Below are 14,405 nucleotides of genomic sequence, written 5' to 3' on the forward strand. Positions count from 1 at the left end.
GCTTCGACCGTCGCCAGGACGACAATGCGCGTCCATGAATCCGCAGCGTGTGCTCCTGCGGTCGCCGCCCACGACGTCACGCGCCCACCGAAGGGCTTGGCCTCCGGCCTCAACCGTGATCACGAACGGCAGCTGCCGTACCAGGGGCCCTTCTGGTTGATCTCCGTGCGGGTGGGCGGAGTAGGTTGCCGGGATGTCGTTCGCACTGCCCGAGCCCTGGCGTTCCGAGATTCATCCCCGCCGGGGCGGTGTCCTGACCCGCACTGTGCGGCCGGACCCGCAGGCGCGCGCGACGGTCGACGACATGCTGCGGGAGATTCCGGGATTCGTGGCCGGCGTGATCCTCAGCTCCTTGACCGAGCCGGCCCTGTCCGCCGCGGCACGGGCCGGCGGGGACACCCCGGCGCCGACGGACCCGGTCGGCGCGGCGGTGATCGCCACCACGGGCATCGCCGTGCGGTTCCCGGCGAACCTGAAGCACCCGTGGTTCGCCGACCTCTGGCTGGCCGAGAGGGGGGTACGGTTCGCGGCCGAGGCTGCCACCGAGCTGTTCGGCATGGAGCTGGCCCTGGAGCCGGACCGCCGCACGTTCCGGTCGATGCGACGCGATGGTACGGAGACCGCCGGCGTACGTCGGCTGGCGCCCGGCGAGCAGATCATGTCCGCCTACGTCGCCGGTCCGCAGATCGAGATCCTGCTGCGGGTGCGCGCTGCCCTGGCCGCGGCGCCCGACCAGATCCATGCGGAGACGGTTGCGGCGCTGGCGGCCCGCCGCGGGCTCGGCGCCTATCAGCGATGTGCCACGTCGGTGCTGGCGCCCACCGAGACCGGTTGGGTGGCACAGGACTGCGCGGAGGCGCTCGCCGATGGTGACGGCGTCCGGATGACCGCGCTTCTCTTTGCGGCCGGCACCGCCGAACAGGCCGACCGGCTGGCGGCCGGCACCAGCCGGATCTTCTACCAGCGCCGCGACCTGGGCGCCACCCTGGTCGACGGCGTAGGGCCGGACGGCGCCGCCGGGCCGCTGCTGCGCTGGCTGGACGGGATCCCGGCCAAGGACTCGGCCGGTGGCCGCGGCCTGCTGTCGCTGCTCTCGCACCTACCGGCCGAGGAGGCGATGCAGGGCCTGATAGACCGGGTCAACCAGCCGCATGTGCGCCCCGCACTGCTGGACATGGCGCGCCTGTTCCCGGAACGTGCTCTCCGGCTGCTCGCCCTCACGCCGGTCCGGGCCGGCGTCGGCGACCTGCTGCGCGCCCTCGTGCTGGCGGATCCCGGCCTGGCCGCAACCGTCGCGGCCGGGCTCGCGGAGGCACCGGCCGGCCGGATCCGGGATGCGGTGGCCGCCGGAGTCGCCGCCGCTGCGGCTCCCGCCGAGGCGTTGCCTCCGTTGCTGACCGCCCCGCCGTGGCGGGATCGCGGCCGGGTGAAACCGGTCCGGCTGAGCGTCGAGATCGCCCGGCCGGCGGAGTCCGTCGAGTGGCGGCCGGGTGAGCGGGAGAACTTCCTCGCGTCGCCGTTCCACCGGCTCGGTGCCGGGGTGGCGGCGCTGCCCGCGCTGCTGGAGCGGGCCAAACAGGCGCCCGCCGCGGTGATCGGGTTGTTGCAGCCGTTCGAGGCGCCGGTGTTGCCGTGGCTGATGAACTACTGGTTCGTCCACCGGCCGGAGCATCGGGCGGGGGCCTGGGCCTGGCTCGACCGGCACCCACATGCGGCCGCCGGTGATCTCGTGCCGCGTTCACTCGGGTCGAGTCACGCCGACCGGCGCCGCGCCGAACTGGGGGTGCGCGCGCTGGTGGCCGGCGGGCACGGCGACACGGTACGCGGCGTCGCCCGCTCGCACGGCCCGGAGGCGGCCGCCGCGCTGGAGACCATGCTGGCCACCGACCCGCTGCAGTGGCTACCGGCGAAGCTGCCGTCCGTACCCGCGTGGGTGGAACCGGCGCTGCTCCCGCCGGTCCGGCTGCGCGACGGTTCGGGCGTGCTGCCGGCCGGAGTGCTCACCGACCTGGCGATGGTTCTCGCCCTCGGCGTCACCGATCACTATCCGGGGCTGGCGCCGACCGCCGAGATGCTGGAGCCGGCCGACCTCGCCGAGTTCGGCTGGGCGTTGTTCACGTTGTGGCAGGCGAACGGGGCCGACGCCAAGCAGGTGTGGGTGCTGGAGGCGCTCGGCCTGATCGGTGACGACGAGACGGTTCGCCGGCTGACCCCGCGCATCCTGAGCTGGCCCGGCGAGAGCGGGCACGCTCGTGCCGTCACGGGGCTGGAGATCCTGGCCCAGCTCGGCACCGAGGTGGCGTTGCTGCATCTGTCCGCCATCGCTCAGCGCAGCCGCTACAAGGGGCTCAAGGCCGCCGCCGAGCAGACGATGACCCGGGTTGCCGCCCGGCTGGGCCTGAGCTCGGAGGAACTTGCCGACCGGGTGATCCCGGACTTCGGCCTGGCCGCTGACGGGAGCATGGTCCTCGACTACGGTCCCCGCCGGTTCACCGTAGGCTTCGACGAGCACCTGACGCCGTACGTGCGGGATGCCGCCGGCAAGCGGCTCAGGGCGTTGCCCAAGCCGGGAGTGCGTGACGATCCCTCGCTGGCCCCGGGGACGTTCCAGCGGTATGCCGCGCTGAAGAAGGACGTACGCACCGTCGCCGCCGATCAGGTGAGCCGGCTGGAGCGGGCGATGGTGGCCGGACGGCGCTGGAGCGTTGCCGACTTCCAGCGGTTCCTCGTGTGTCACCCGTTGCTCGGGCACGTGGCGAAACGTCTGGTGTGGGGCGTCTACGACGGTGACGGGGCCCTGGCCGGCGCGGTTCGGGTCGCCGAGGATCGCACCCTCGCCGATGTGCACGACGAGGAGGCCGAGCCGGCGGCCGGGACGACGATGGGCGTGGCGCATCCGCTGCATCTCGGTGCGGCGGTGCCGGGCTGGGCCGAGGTGTTCGCCGACTACCGGATCGTGCAGCCGTTTGCGCAGCTGGCGCGGGAGGTCTTCGAGCTCGGCGCGGACGAGGCGGCAGGCGCGGAGCTGGTGCGCTTCCGGGGCCGCACGGTGCCCACCGGCAGGGTGCTGGGGCTGGAACGGCGTGGCTGGCGGCGGGCGTCGGCGATGGACGGCGGGGTGCAGGGCGAGATCCAGGTCCCGGTGGGCGATGGCAGGGTCTTCTCGCTGGCTCTGTCGCCGGGAATCGCGGTGGGTGCGGTGGACCTCTTCCCCGAGCAGACGCTCGGCTCGGCAGGCTTGGGAGGCGTCGTGCTGGGACGGCTCGACCCGGTGACCGCCTCGGAGATCCTGCGAGACCTGACGACGCTGACAGCGTGATCAACGCCGTCACCGGAGCACCGGGGTTCCTGGCCGGACGGCCGCGACTTAGGATCCGGTGTGCTCTCGCTACCGCAACCCGACGACCTGACCTCGCTCGTGCTGCGGGTCGACTTCAGCGACGACGCCGCGTGGGCCGGGCTCGAGGAGGCGATCGGCGACGACGCGACCTGGGTCGACGATCCGCAGTGGGCGGGGACGACCGTGCAGGCCCTGGTCGAGGCGGACGCGGCGGCGGAGGACGACGACAAGCTGACGTACGTCTTCGTCGCCGACGCCACCACGATGACCGACCCCGAACGTCCGCTGCTCGTGGTCGATCTGTGCGACGAGCCGGGGCGTACCTTCCGGGTGCCGCCGCCCTGGTTCGAGGACATCTCCGCCAACCTGGCGCTCGGCAACCTCGACTTCGAGGAGTTCGCCGAGGTCACCGACGCGGACGGCACCTACCGCGGCATGAAGTGAACCGGTCTCTCCTGGACGCCGCCCCTCACCCGAGCCCGGCATCGAGCCGCTTCGCCGGGCGGCGTGAAACGGGCCTACTCGCCCGCTGAGGCACCACCGTGGCTACGGAACACCACGAGATCCAGCCGGTCGATGATCGGCCCCCTGAGCTGAAACCGCCACGGATCAGCAGTTGGAGTGAAGCGCCGCCCGCATCGCTGCCGACGGTTCACCAGCGACAACGCCCGCTCCGCCGGCTCTGGCGAGGGCGTCGCTGAACCTTCCGGTTCCGGCACCTAGGTCGAGAATCCGGCCATCCACCTCTCGACGTCCCGAGATCGGAGACCGCGCCCGCGGTCGTAGCCGGCCGCCATGCTCGATCCGCAGGTCGACGGCACGCTTCAGCTCCCCTCCGCGGTCACCGGCACCGAGGTTTCCGCCGAGCGGACCTGTCGACGGCGCACACGATGAACTTCCGACGGTAGGCCCTCGGCAGAACGGGCTCGCCGCGGTCCGGGGGCGTGGGCCAGGGTGGGGCGATGGCGATCACCCACGTTCTGATGCACAGCCCGTCGGTCGGGCCCGCGACCTGGGCGCCGGTGGCGCGGCGGCTGCCCGGCTCGGTCGTGCCGTCGCTGCTGCACGTGGCCGACGCGGGGCCGCCGTTCTGGCCGGCGGTGGCCGAGACCGTCGCCGGGGTGATCGACGGGCTGCCGGACGGTGACGAGGTGGTTCTGGTCGCGCACAGCAATGCGGGGCTTTTCACACCGACCGTGGCGGAACACGTAGAACGTACGATAAGGGCGTTGGTTTTCGTCGACGCCGCCGTCCCGGCTCGCCGTGGGTCGACCGCAGTGGTCTCCCCGGACAACCTCGCGTTTCTCGAAGGCCTGGTCGAGGCCGACGGCCGGTTGCCGCAGTGGACGCGCTGGTTCGACGAGGCGGACGTGTCGCCGATGTTCCCCGACCCGCAGACCCGGCGGATCCTCGAGGCCGAACAGCCGCGCCTGCCGCTGTCGTACTACGAGCAGCGGATCCCGGCGCCCGCCGGGTGGGACGAGCGGCCGTGCGGGTATGTCCTGTTCGCGCCGCCCTATGAACGGATCGCGCGCGACAGCGGCTGGCCGGTGCAGCACGTCCCGGGTCACCACCTGCATCAGCTCGTCGATCCGGACGCCGTCGCCGAGGCGATCCGGAAGTTGTCACATCCCGCGTAGCGGCGGTGCTTACCTGGTGTGAAGCAACTGTTGAAGGAGCGGGAGGGCGCCGTGCCGGCCTCCGTGCGATCCGACCTGGAGCACATATTCCGGGCGGCCTACCCGAAGGTGGTCGGGGTGGCCGCGCGGGTCCTCGGCTCACGTGACGAGGCCGAGGACGTGGCGCAGGAGACGTTCATGGCGTTCGGGCGGACCAGTGTTCCGGCCGGTGAGGCGCTCGGCTGGCTCTGTGTGGCCGCCGCGCACACCGCGTTGAACCATCTGCGGTCCGGGCGGCGGCGGGTCTCCCGGGAGGAGGCGGCGTCCGACCGGGTCACCGTGGCGCCGGACGTCGCCGACGCCGTCGTTCAGAAGGAAGAACATCGGCGGGTACGCGCAGGGCTGTCCCGCCTGCCACGTAAGCAGGCCGTGGCGCTGGTGCTGCGGCACAGCGGCCTGAGCTACGCCGAGGTGGCCGCCGCTCTCGATCTCTCCCCCGGCAGCGTGGGCACGACCGTGCGGCGCGCCGAATCCGCTCTTCGTGAGGAGTTGAACCGTCATGCGTCATCCCGGTGAGGGCGTGCTGCGCCGCCTGCTCGACGAGCCGGACGGTGTGGCCGACGTCGACCGTCTGCATGTCGAGGACTGCACGGAATGCGGCTCCCGGATGGCGTCGTCCGCCGCTGACGCCCTGCTGATCGACTCCGCGCTCGACTTCGACGCGGAGGTGGACGTGGATGCCGCCTGGCAGCGGCTGTCCGGTTCGCTCGCCACGGCCGAGGCGCCCCGGCCCGCGCGGCCACGACGCAAGCCCGTCCGCACCCCGATCATCGCCGTGGTCGGCGTGGCGGCGCTGCTCGGTGGCGCGTCGGCGGCCGCGGCCGGGAACTGGTTCCAGATCTTCCGGACCGAGCAGGTCGCTCCGATCACGGTGCCGCAGGCCGACCTGGTGCAGCTGCCGGAGCTGGAGGAGTTCGGCACGATGCGGGCTGAGAGCCGCCCGAAGATCCGCAACGTCGACGACGCCCGGGAGGCACGGGAGGCGACCGGCCTGGCCAGTCCGCGGATCACGAACCTGCCGGTCGGGGTGACCGGGCAGCCGCGATACCTGGTCGGTGATCGGGTGCTGGGGGTGTTCCAGTTCGACCGGGCGAAGGCCGAGAAGGCGCTCGGGCAGCCGATTCCGGAACCGCCCGCGGGCCTGGCGACCACCGAGTTCCGGCTGACCGCCGGGCCGGGGCTGGCCGCGGTGTGGCCGGGCAACAGCGGGATGCCGGCGCTGATGGTGGGCCGGGTGGTGGCGCCCAGGGCGTTCTCCAACGGGGTGCCGTTCGAGACGGCCCGCGACTACCTGCTGTCGCTGCCGGGGCTGCCGGAGTCGCTGGCCGGTCAGCTGCGGGCGTTCTCGAAGGACGGCGGGACGCTGCCGCTGATCGTGAAGGAGGGCAGCGAGTCCAGCTTCACCACGAAGGTCGGCAAGGCGCCGGCGACCGTGCTGTCGACCGAGGGCGGGGCGTTGTCGGTGGTGTTCTGGGTCGAGGACGGGTTCGTCAACGTGGCCGGTGGCTCCCTCAGCACCGACGAGGTTCTGCGGGTCGCGAAGGAGACCCGGTGGGCCAAGTGATCGACTCCCCCGCCGTGTGGGCGTCGAACCTGCGCAAACGCTACAAGCGGCGTACCGCGGTCGACGGTGTCTCGTTCACCGTCGGCCGTGGGGAGGTGCTCGGGCTGCTCGGGCCGAACGGGGCGGGCAAGACCAGCGTCATCAAGATGATGCTCGGCCTGGTCCGCCCGGACGCCGGGGAGGTGATGCTGCTCGGGCGTCCGAACACCGACCCGCGGTCGCGGCAGCGGGTCGGGTACCTTCCCGAGCTGTTCCGCTATCAGCCGTGGCTCAGCGCGGACGAGGTGCTGCGGCTGCACGTACGGCTGGCGGGTGTGAAGGTCTCCGGCGAAGATCGGCGGGAGACCCTGGCGCTGGTCGGGCTGGCCGATCGGGCCGGTGACCGGGTCGGCGGCTTCTCCAAGGGCATGCAGCAGCGGCTCGGGCTGGCCGTGGCCCTGGTCGCCGGGCCCGATCTCGTCGTGCTCGACGAGCCGACCAGCGCTCTCGACCCGCTCGGGCGTGCCGACGTGCGTGACCTGCTGCTGTCGCTGAAGGACCGCGGCGTGGCGGTGCTGCTGAACTCGCACCTGATCGGCGAGGTGGAGCGGGTCTGCGACCGGGTGATGATCCTCGACCACGGGCGGGTGGCCGCCTCCGGCACGCTGGCCGAACTGCTCGGGCGCCGCTCGCTGCGGCTGCACCTGACACACGTCACGCCGGAGGCCGCGGCCCTGCTGGAGCCGTGCGAGCGTGAGGGTGACCGGTACACGATCGCCCTGCCCGACGACGTGCCGGCGCTCGTCGCCGGCCTCGTCAAGCTCGGCGTCGGGGTGCACGCCGTCGAACCGGCCCGGGTCAGCCTCGAGGAACGGCTGCTGGACATTCTGAGGGAGCACCCGTGAGGACCGTACTGACGATCGCCGCGCTGACCCTGCAGGAAGGGTCGCGGCGCAGGGTGCTGCGTTCGCTGGCCGTGCTGACCGCGGTGCTGCTGGGGTTGAGCGCGTGGGGCTTCTCCGAGATCGCCGCCGACTACGGTGGCCTGACCAGCGGCGAGGCCAAGGTGGCCGGGTCGACGGTGCTGAACCTGGTGATGTTCGGGTTCAGCCTGATCGCCGCGCTGGGCACCGCGTTCCTGGCCGGGCCGACCCTGTCCGGGGAGGTGGAGTCGGGCGTGGCGCTGGCCATGATGACCCGTCCGATCCGGCGCGTGCAGGTGCTGGCCGGCAAGTGGCTGGGCCTGGTGGCGTTCGGGGCCGGGTTCGTGACGGTCGCCGGGGTCGCCCAGTTCGTGATCGTGCGCGTGACCGTCGACTACTGGCCGCCGCACCCGGTCACCGGCCTGCTGCTGCTGGCCGGGCAGACGGCGGCGCTGCTGACGCTCGGTCTGCTGTTCTCGACGGCGATCTCGCCGATGGCGTCGGGGATCGTGGCGGTCGGCCTGTTCGGCGCGACCTGGATCGCCGGGGTCGTCGGGTCGGTCGGCGACGCCCTCGGCAATCCGAGCGTCGCCATGGTCGGCACCGTCTCGCGGATGCTGCTGCCGACCGACGGCCTGTGGCGCGGCGCCATGAACTCGTTCCAGGACCCGGCGCTGCTCGCGCAGGTCGGCTCGGGTGTCGAGGAGTCACCGTTCCTGAGCATGCAGCCGCTGACCTGGGTGTATCTGGTGTGGGCGGCGGTGTGGACGGCGCTAGTCCTGGGGCTCGCGGCGCTGTCCTTCCAGCGCCGCGATCTGTGACCGGAGCCGATCACGGTAGGCACGGGCCCGGACCAGCACGATCACCGCGACGGCGATCAGCAGCAGTCCGGGCCCGGCCGCCAGCGGGCCGCCGATCACGGCCGTGACCAGGGTGGTCGCGGTGGTGAAGACGACCGCGAGGGTCCCGGCGGCCACCCGTTCGGAGGCGAAGAGCGGGCGCTTCAGCAGCGTCCAGCCGGCGAGGACGGCCCAGGAGAGTCCGATGACGATCAAACCCGCAAAAGCCGCTGCGGTACGGGTGGGCAGGCGGCCGGGTTCGGTCGCCCACAGGGTCGCGATCGCCGTGGCGCCGGCCAGTCCCGCGATCCCGGCGGCGAGCAGCGCGCGCGGCACCCGGCGGATGACCTGCTCGGGGGTGTAACCCGGTTCGTCGTTCATGCCGTGTAGCCCTTCTCGGTCAGCTGGTCGCGCAGCAGGCGCCGGGCCCGGTTCAGGCGGGACTTCACGGTTCCCGGCGGAATGCCGAGGATGTCCGCGCAGTCGTCCAGGGCCAGATCGTGCAGGTAGAACAGGATCAGCACCTCGCGCTCGCGCGGCGGCAGCCCGACCAGGCCCTCACTGATCTGGGTGCGGTCGAGGACACCGGTCGTCTCGTCGGTGGCCACCGGCTCGGGGAGCGGGCCTTCGTCGTACGGCTGCCGGAAGTTGATCTGGACCGTCCGGCGGGCGATCGTGAGCAGCCATGGCGCGAAGCGGTCCGGCTGCCGCAGCCGGGGCAGCGCCCGTAACGCCCGCGCCCACACCTCCTGGCTCACGTCGTCGGCGCGTGCCCGGTCGCCGAGCATCGCCCGCACGTAGCGCCACACCGGCAGGTGCCAGTGCCCGACCAGCTCACCGAGCGCCGCCCGGTCCCCGAGTTGGGCCCGCAGCACCAGCAGCGCGTCCCGTTCCGCATCCGTCACACCTACAACAGTGCGCGGCGCGGCGATCTGGGTTCACGTTTGTCATGGGCAAGATCCAGCGGTGCAGCCCTTCGACACCTTCGTCCTGCCCGAGCGCCCGCGCCGGATCCACCGTCATCCAGGACTCCGATGCTGACGACCCGCGTCAGGGAGTTCACCTGATGCTTCTGATGTGTCTCTGTATCCGCTTGAGCATGAAGAACTCGGTCGCGTAATCCGGCCGTCTCGGGACGTAGGTGTCGTTGCCCATCCGGCTGCGGCGCGCCGGATCGGGGTCCCGGCCGAGTTGCGCGGCGAATCCGCCGATGGCGCTCATGGCAACGAAGGCAGCCGCGCGCCTCTCTCCGGTCTCCCAGATCTTGGCCGCGACATCGGCGTGGTCCCGGTAGCGGGCGAGCAGCCGTTCCCGGACCGTGTCAGGGACGGGAGCAGAGGTGGCCAGGCACGACAGGGCTTCCCGGACCGCCTGATCGCCCATGATGCCGGCGTCCTCGGCGATCATCTCGGCCATGCGGTAGGCGATCGCCGGCAATGCCCCGGCTCGGGGATCGGCGATCAGATCCGCGAGGAAAGGGCCGGCGAGCACGGGATCATCAACCAGCGCTTCGGGTATGAGATCTTCGGGTACGGGCTTCAGCTGCGCTGCCGGCAGCGCAGCCGCGAGCGCCTCGAACCTCAACCGCCACCCCGTGATTCGCTCGGCCAAGGCCAGACCCGCGGCTTGGTAGTCGCCGTCCCGGCCGAACGGCAGACCGGCGATCTCATCCTCGAGAGCAGAGGGGTCACCACCCCCACGATCGTCCGGGTCCGACATCTCGAACCACGTCATGGTGCGGCCATTCTCCGCGTACATGAACTGGTTCGCCGCGTTGACGTTCCAGAAGACCGACAGAGCCCGGCCGTATCGCGAGAGCGGCCGGATCACCTCCGGACGGGATCCCTGGAAACCAAAGGCCTCGACGCCGAACGCCCATGCCTCCGTCGCGCGACCGACTCTCAGGAACTTGGGCCAGCCCCTGTCACGCGGCGTATCCATCAACGCCGATTCGACTTCCAGGCCCGTCATCACCTGCGCGGTTGCCGGGTCAGCGCCGAACGCTCGGAACACGGCCTCCTCGCCGAGGCCATGCGCCCATGTCACACTCATCGACTCACGAAGCCAGGCGTGCCCGTTCAGGAGAGCGATGTAGTGGGAGACGGCTTCCTCACCCATCGCCTCACCATAGGCGCCCTCGGACGGCGGCGACGGCCGTTGGTCAGGGAACCGGCAGGGTACGGTCGGGTGCGCTGCCGGCCTGATCCGGGTGGATCAGCAGCACGGCGCCGTTTCGTACCACCGTCGGGTTCGTCCATGTCTCTTCGGCTGTGGGTGTGAGAACGGTCGTCGACCCCTGGTCGGCGTCGTGCACGACCACCGACCTGATCGTCGATACCGGTGTGTCCCAGGTGAAAGTCTGGGCCGGATGATCGGGCGGCCCCTCCGCCAGGATCACGAAGAATCGGTCGTCGAGCCATCGCCCGTACTCATCGAGGGTTTGATCGTCGGCAATGGGCAGCCCGTCGATCCACAGCCGTCCGTCCCAGTGCACCGCGCGATGCCGATCGCCGGCGCTGAAGGCGACCCGCAGCACGGACGAGCCACCCCACCAGCCGAAATAGCGGTCGCACCCGCCCGGCAACGGGCCTTCCCGATGGACGGCCTCACCGGCTGTGGCAGGGGGATTTTGCGAGCAGATCTCCGGCTCCCGGCAGGACCGGTCGATCCGGCGGGTGCACCCGAACCCGGAGGCCGCACAGTCACGCGGAACCGCTCGGGACAGCAACCGCACCAGCTGCTCCCGATAGGCGTCCTCGCCGAGCATCTCGACGTGTTCGCTGGATTCGGTCCAACGGTTGAACAGGTCCACTCCCGCGGCCGAGCGTCGCAGCCACAGCCGCCACGGGTCGGCGAGATGCCGCCACTTCAGTGCCGCCCGGACCTCGACGGGCTCGGGCGGTCGCTGAAGTGCGCGGAGGATCCGCTCGCGGTGGTCCTCATCCTTCTTCCGGAACACACTCTCACCCCTCGCAAAGTCTCTCGCGCCGCGCGTGACCAGCGCACGGCGGACGAGCGTCCCGGCATCCTGCCTCCGGTTGTCAAACACTGGAGGCTGCGCGGCGCGGCGGTTTGGGTTCACGTTCGTCATCAGGCAAGATCCGTAGGTGCTACCCGAGGAAGAGTTCGACACGTCCGTCCTGCCCGAGCGTCTCCGCCGGATCCTCACCGTGATCCGCGACGCGGCGGTGAAGTACGGGTACGCGCCGTCCACCCGTGAGATCGCCGACGCCCTCGGCATGTCGGCGTCGACTGTCAGCCGTCATCTGCGGACCCTCGAGGAGCACGGTTTCCTGCGTCGCGGCCGTACGGTGGCCCGGCCGGTCGACATCCGGATGTTCCTCGAGCCGGCCGGCGCCGCCGAGCGTTCCGATGACACCGTGGGTGTGCCGCTGGTCGGCACGATCGCGGCCGGCACCCCGATCCTTGCCGACGAGCACGCCGAGGAGCTGCTGAACCTGCCCCGCGACCTGGTCGGCCGCGGCACCCTGTTCAGCCTGCGTGTGCAGGGCGACTCGATGATCGACGCCGCGATCTGCGACGGCGACATCGTCGTGGTGCGCCAGCAGTCGGAGGCGTGGAACGGTGACATCGTGGCCGCGATGATCGACGAGGAGGCGACCGTGAAGGTGTTCCGCCGCCGTGGCGGTCACGTCTTCCTGGAGCCCCGCAACCCGGCGTACGAGCCGATCCCCGGCGACGACGCCGTCATCCTGGGCAAGGTCGTCTCCGTGCTGCGCCGCGTCTGACGTCAGCAGGTGTCGCGGGCGCGTTCGACGAACTTGTCGCGGGAGACCGTCGTCGTCCTGTCGCGGCCGGCGTAGACCAGGACGGTGTCCTCGGACAGGCGGGGGAAGTCCTCGACCGTGAAGTTGATCGGCAGCGAGCCGCGGCGGTTGTCGCCGCCCAGGCCGTACCGCATGCCGGGTTCCAGGCGTGTCAGTGGTTCGATGTCGACGGCCAGCCCTGCCTCCTCGGCGGTCAGGTCGCGGGGTTCGCTCACCTCCCAGCCGTCCGGGAGATCGTCGCCGAGCAGCGGTACCTCCACGACGGTGTCGGCCGTGGCGTCACCGTGGACGCTCCAGGAGATGTGCACGCCGGGATCGTTGGAGTCGCTGTTCTCGTAGACGCTGAACTGGGAGAACACCGCCTCGCACGCGTAGAGCAGCCCGATGGGTTCCCCGTCGCGGACGGCCAGCGCGGCGATCGGCTCGTCCGCCGGGCTGCAGGCGGCGAGTCCGCCGGCGGGTACCAGGAGCAGGACGATCAGCAGTCTGCGCACGGTCGCATCCTGCCGCCGCGATGTCACATTCAGGTTCCTTGATGATCGCGGCGCGGCCGCAACGGCTGTAGGCAATCCCTGTCCGGCCGCCCACCCCCGTCAGATAAGCGGCCGGACAAGGATGAGTCAGCCGGCGGCGCCTGTTTCGGCGTGGGCGAACGCCTCGGCCAACGGTCCGTCGGCGCGGCGCAGCGCGGTGATGGCCCGGCTCGCGCGGCTCTTCACGGTGCCGGTCGAGCAGCCCAGCTGGGCGGCGATCTCGGACTCGGTGAGTCCGGCCCAGTAGCGCAGGACCAGTACGACCCGCTGGCCGGCGGGCAGGGCACGCAAGGCTTCGAGGACCGCCGCGGCGGTGTCCCGGCTGTCGTAGGCGTCCCCGGCGGCGGCCCGGTCGGGAGGTACGGCCGCCGGGATCTCGCGGCGCCACAGCCGGCGGCCCGCGCGCCAGGCAGCGCGGGCCATCACCTGCCGGGTGTACGCCTCGGGGTCGCCGTGCGGGTGCAGGCGGCGCCACGCCTTATGGGACTTGACCAACGACTCCTGGGTGAGGTCCTCGCCGTGGCCGCGGTCGCCGGTCAGCAGCGTGCCGTAGCGGACCAGCGCCGGGTAGCGGGCCGCGACGAACTGGGCGAAGTCCGGCGCGGCGTTGTCCTGTTCGTTCATCGGGCACCGATCCCGAAGATCCTCTTCAACTCGGTGACGGCTTCGTCGCTGATGCGTACCCGCCCGCCGTGGGCGGACACCGCCTCCTGGCAGTCACCGCCGAGGCTGATCATCACGACGGTGACGTCACCGGGGTCGATCGTCGGTGACGGTGCCGGAATGGGTGACGGCATGCCGCCCCACGGGGTGCCGTCGGAGGGCGTCATGATGATCTGTGCAACGGTCTGGCCGCTCCCGGCGCACGCTTGCCCACCGGGCACCGCGGTGTCCTGGTCGCGCAGAATCTCCAGCACCCGGGCGATCGTCGTGCTGTCCCGTGTCCGGCCGATGCCCCCGTCCAGGATCCCGCGGACGGAGTCCGCGATGATGAGGTCGGCTTCGACTGCGGTCCGTGGAAGGGCGAGGGTTCCGGCGCGGACCGGCTCACTGCGCAGGGAGCCGATCATCCGGTCGACACCGGCGTGGTTGAGACGGAACATGATGCCGGCCTGCGACCAGGGAAGTTTCAGGTCGGTGGTCCGGTGGTACCCCGGCGTCCCCGGCTGCGCCCTCTCCGGGATGCCGTTGGCCCGATCGAAATCCCGGGAGCGGTCCAGCCAGCCCGGCTCACCACCGGGAAGCGTGATCTGGACCGGCGGGAGGATGACGCCGTCCTCGAGTCTCCCGTTCTCGATGTGGATGACCCGGCCGCCGGGCTGGGTTCCCCGATCGTGGAAGACCTCCACAGCGGAGTCACGGCACTGTTCGTTGCTCGGGAGCCGGATCAGGATGGTCCGTCCCGGGTCCTCGCAGGGCTGGTCCGAGGTGGCGGCCCGCCAGCCGTCCGGGATCGGGAGCCGCACCGAGCCCAGCACCACGTCGTTGCCGTCGATGTAGGGTGGCGGCGCGTCCGCGACGACACCCGGTTCCGGGTCGCCGTCCAGTTGCCGGGCGGCCACCGCCCCGCCCAGCGTCAGTCCGGCGCAGACCACGGCGGCCGTCAGCACCGACGTCCGTCGCGCCACCCGCCTGCGGCGTAACACCGCCCCCACCGGGTCGGGGTGCGCCGGCTCCACGCCGGCCACCGCCTCGTTCAGCAGTTCGCTGATCCGCTCTGTCATACCCTTTCGAAAGGCAGCGGCGCGCCGATCGGTTCC

Annotated in this window: 15 protein-coding genes; 8 read left to right on the plus strand and 7 right to left on the minus strand. The window is 71.5% G+C overall.

Annotated features, from left to right (window positions below):
• Window positions 1–193 precede the first annotated feature (193 nt).
• The 7 genes from CLV67_RS12765 to CLV67_RS12795 all read left to right on the plus strand — a co-directional run bounded on the left by CLV67_RS12765 (window position 194) and on the right by CLV67_RS12795 (window position 8,306).
• Window positions 194–3,319: a DUF4132 domain-containing protein gene (locus tag CLV67_RS12765; RefSeq protein ID WP_106317757.1), complete on the plus strand. Its 3,126-nt coding sequence runs from the start codon at window positions 194–196 to the stop codon at window positions 3,317–3,319.
• Window positions 3,320–3,379: 60 nt separating this feature from the next.
• A complete protein-coding gene (locus CLV67_RS12770) occupies window positions 3,380–3,784 on the plus strand; it encodes a DUF6924 domain-containing protein (protein ID WP_106317759.1) in 405 nt (134 codons plus the stop codon).
• Between the two features lie 518 nt (window positions 3,785–4,302).
• Window positions 4,303–4,980, plus strand: a complete 678-nt coding sequence (locus tag CLV67_RS12775; RefSeq protein ID WP_106317761.1) for an alpha/beta fold hydrolase — start codon at window positions 4,303–4,305, stop codon at window positions 4,978–4,980.
• Between the two features lie 18 nt (window positions 4,981–4,998).
• Window positions 4,999–5,535 carry a sigma-70 family RNA polymerase sigma factor gene (locus CLV67_RS12780; protein WP_106317764.1) on the plus strand — a complete coding sequence of 179 codons (537 nt, stop codon included), beginning with the start codon at window positions 4,999–5,001 and terminating at the stop codon, window positions 5,533–5,535.
• On the plus strand, window positions 5,519–6,583 hold the full coding sequence (locus CLV67_RS12785) for a hypothetical protein (protein ID WP_106317766.1): 1,065 nt from the start codon (window positions 5,519–5,521) through the stop codon (window positions 6,581–6,583). Before CLV67_RS12780 ends, CLV67_RS12785 begins: the two co-directional genes overlap by 17 nt.
• On the plus strand, window positions 6,571–7,467 hold the full coding sequence (locus CLV67_RS12790) for an ABC transporter ATP-binding protein (protein ID WP_106317768.1): 897 nt from the start codon (window positions 6,571–6,573) through the stop codon (window positions 7,465–7,467). Before CLV67_RS12785 ends, CLV67_RS12790 begins: the two co-directional genes overlap by 13 nt.
• Window positions 7,464–8,306: an ABC transporter permease gene (locus tag CLV67_RS12795; RefSeq protein WP_106317770.1), complete on the plus strand. Its 843-nt coding sequence runs from the start codon at window positions 7,464–7,466 to the stop codon at window positions 8,304–8,306. Before CLV67_RS12790 ends, CLV67_RS12795 begins: the two co-directional genes overlap by 4 nt.
• On the opposite strand, the gene CLV67_RS12800 is transcribed toward CLV67_RS12795, so the two are convergent.
• From CLV67_RS12800 to CLV67_RS12815, 4 genes are all read right to left on the minus strand, one after another.
• Window positions 8,259–8,705, minus strand: coding sequence for a transmembrane transport protein (locus CLV67_RS12800; protein ID WP_106317772.1), 447 nt, complete (start codon window positions 8,703–8,705; stop codon window positions 8,259–8,261). The genes CLV67_RS12795 and CLV67_RS12800 overlap by 48 nt on opposite strands.
• Window positions 8,702–9,229, minus strand: a complete 528-nt coding sequence (locus CLV67_RS12805) for an RNA polymerase sigma factor (protein WP_106317774.1) — start codon at window positions 9,227–9,229, stop codon at window positions 8,702–8,704. Before CLV67_RS12805 ends, CLV67_RS12800 begins: the two co-directional genes overlap by 4 nt.
• A 154-nt stretch (window positions 9,230–9,383) precedes the next feature.
• Window positions 9,384–10,442, minus strand: a complete 1,059-nt coding sequence (locus CLV67_RS12810) for a DUF6461 domain-containing protein (protein ID WP_106317776.1) — start codon at window positions 10,440–10,442, stop codon at window positions 9,384–9,386.
• 43 nt (window positions 10,443–10,485) lie between these two features.
• The gene (locus tag CLV67_RS12815) at window positions 10,486–11,283 is read right to left on the minus strand and encodes a hypothetical protein (protein ID WP_106317778.1); all 798 of its coding nucleotides are present in this window, start codon (window positions 11,281–11,283) and stop codon (window positions 10,486–10,488) included.
• Window positions 11,284–11,431: 148 nt separating this feature from the next.
• On the opposite strand from CLV67_RS12815, the gene lexA reads away from it, so the two are divergent.
• A complete protein-coding gene (gene lexA / locus CLV67_RS12820) occupies window positions 11,432–12,073 on the plus strand; it encodes a transcriptional repressor LexA (RefSeq protein ID WP_106317780.1) in 642 nt (213 codons plus the stop codon).
• A 2-nt stretch (window positions 12,074–12,075) separates the two neighbouring features.
• Here lexA and CLV67_RS12825 read toward each other — a convergent pair whose 3' ends face one another.
• The 3 genes from CLV67_RS12825 to CLV67_RS12835 all read right to left on the minus strand — a co-directional run bounded on the left by CLV67_RS12825 (window position 12,076) and on the right by CLV67_RS12835 (window position 14,369).
• Window positions 12,076–12,606, minus strand: a complete 531-nt coding sequence (locus CLV67_RS12825) for a hypothetical protein (protein WP_146169077.1) — start codon at window positions 12,604–12,606, stop codon at window positions 12,076–12,078.
• Between the two features lie 126 nt (window positions 12,607–12,732).
• A complete protein-coding gene (locus CLV67_RS12830; protein WP_106317783.1) occupies window positions 12,733–13,269 on the minus strand; it encodes a SigE family RNA polymerase sigma factor in 537 nt (178 codons plus the stop codon).
• The gene (locus CLV67_RS12835; RefSeq protein WP_106317785.1) at window positions 13,266–14,369 is read right to left on the minus strand and encodes a hypothetical protein; all 1,104 of its coding nucleotides are present in this window, start codon (window positions 14,367–14,369) and stop codon (window positions 13,266–13,268) included. The genes CLV67_RS12830 and CLV67_RS12835 overlap by 4 nt, the downstream gene beginning before the upstream one ends.
• Window positions 14,370–14,405 lie beyond the last annotated feature (36 nt).

Source organism: Actinoplanes italicus, assembly GCF_003001815.1.
GTDB classification, from domain to species: Bacteria; Actinomycetota; Actinomycetes; order Mycobacteriales; family Micromonosporaceae; genus Actinoplanes; species Actinoplanes italicus.

Bases quoted from the DNA above. Each gene is read 5' to 3' on its own strand.
- CLV67_RS12765 (WP_106317757.1), top strand. From the start codon at position 194: ATGTCGTTCGCACTGCCCGAGCCCTGGCGTTCCGAGATTCATCCCCGC.
- CLV67_RS12775 (WP_106317761.1), top strand. From the start codon at position 4,303: ATGGCGATCACCCACGTTCTGATGCACAGCCCGTCGGTCGGGCCCGCG.
- CLV67_RS12785 (WP_106317766.1), top strand. From the start codon at position 5,519: ATGCGTCATCCCGGTGAGGGCGTGCTGCGCCGCCTGCTCGACGAGCCG.
- CLV67_RS12800 (WP_106317772.1), bottom strand. From the start codon at position 8,705: ATGAACGACGAACCGGGTTACACCCCCGAGCAGGTCATCCGCCGGGTG.
- CLV67_RS12810 (WP_106317776.1), bottom strand. From the start codon at position 10,442: ATGGGTGAGGAAGCCGTCTCCCACTACATCGCTCTCCTGAACGGGCAC.
- CLV67_RS12830 (WP_106317783.1), bottom strand. From the start codon at position 13,269: ATGAACGAACAGGACAACGCCGCGCCGGACTTCGCCCAGTTCGTCGCG.
- CLV67_RS12835 (WP_106317785.1), bottom strand. From the start codon at position 14,369: ATGACAGAGCGGATCAGCGAACTGCTGAACGAGGCGGTGGCCGGCGTG.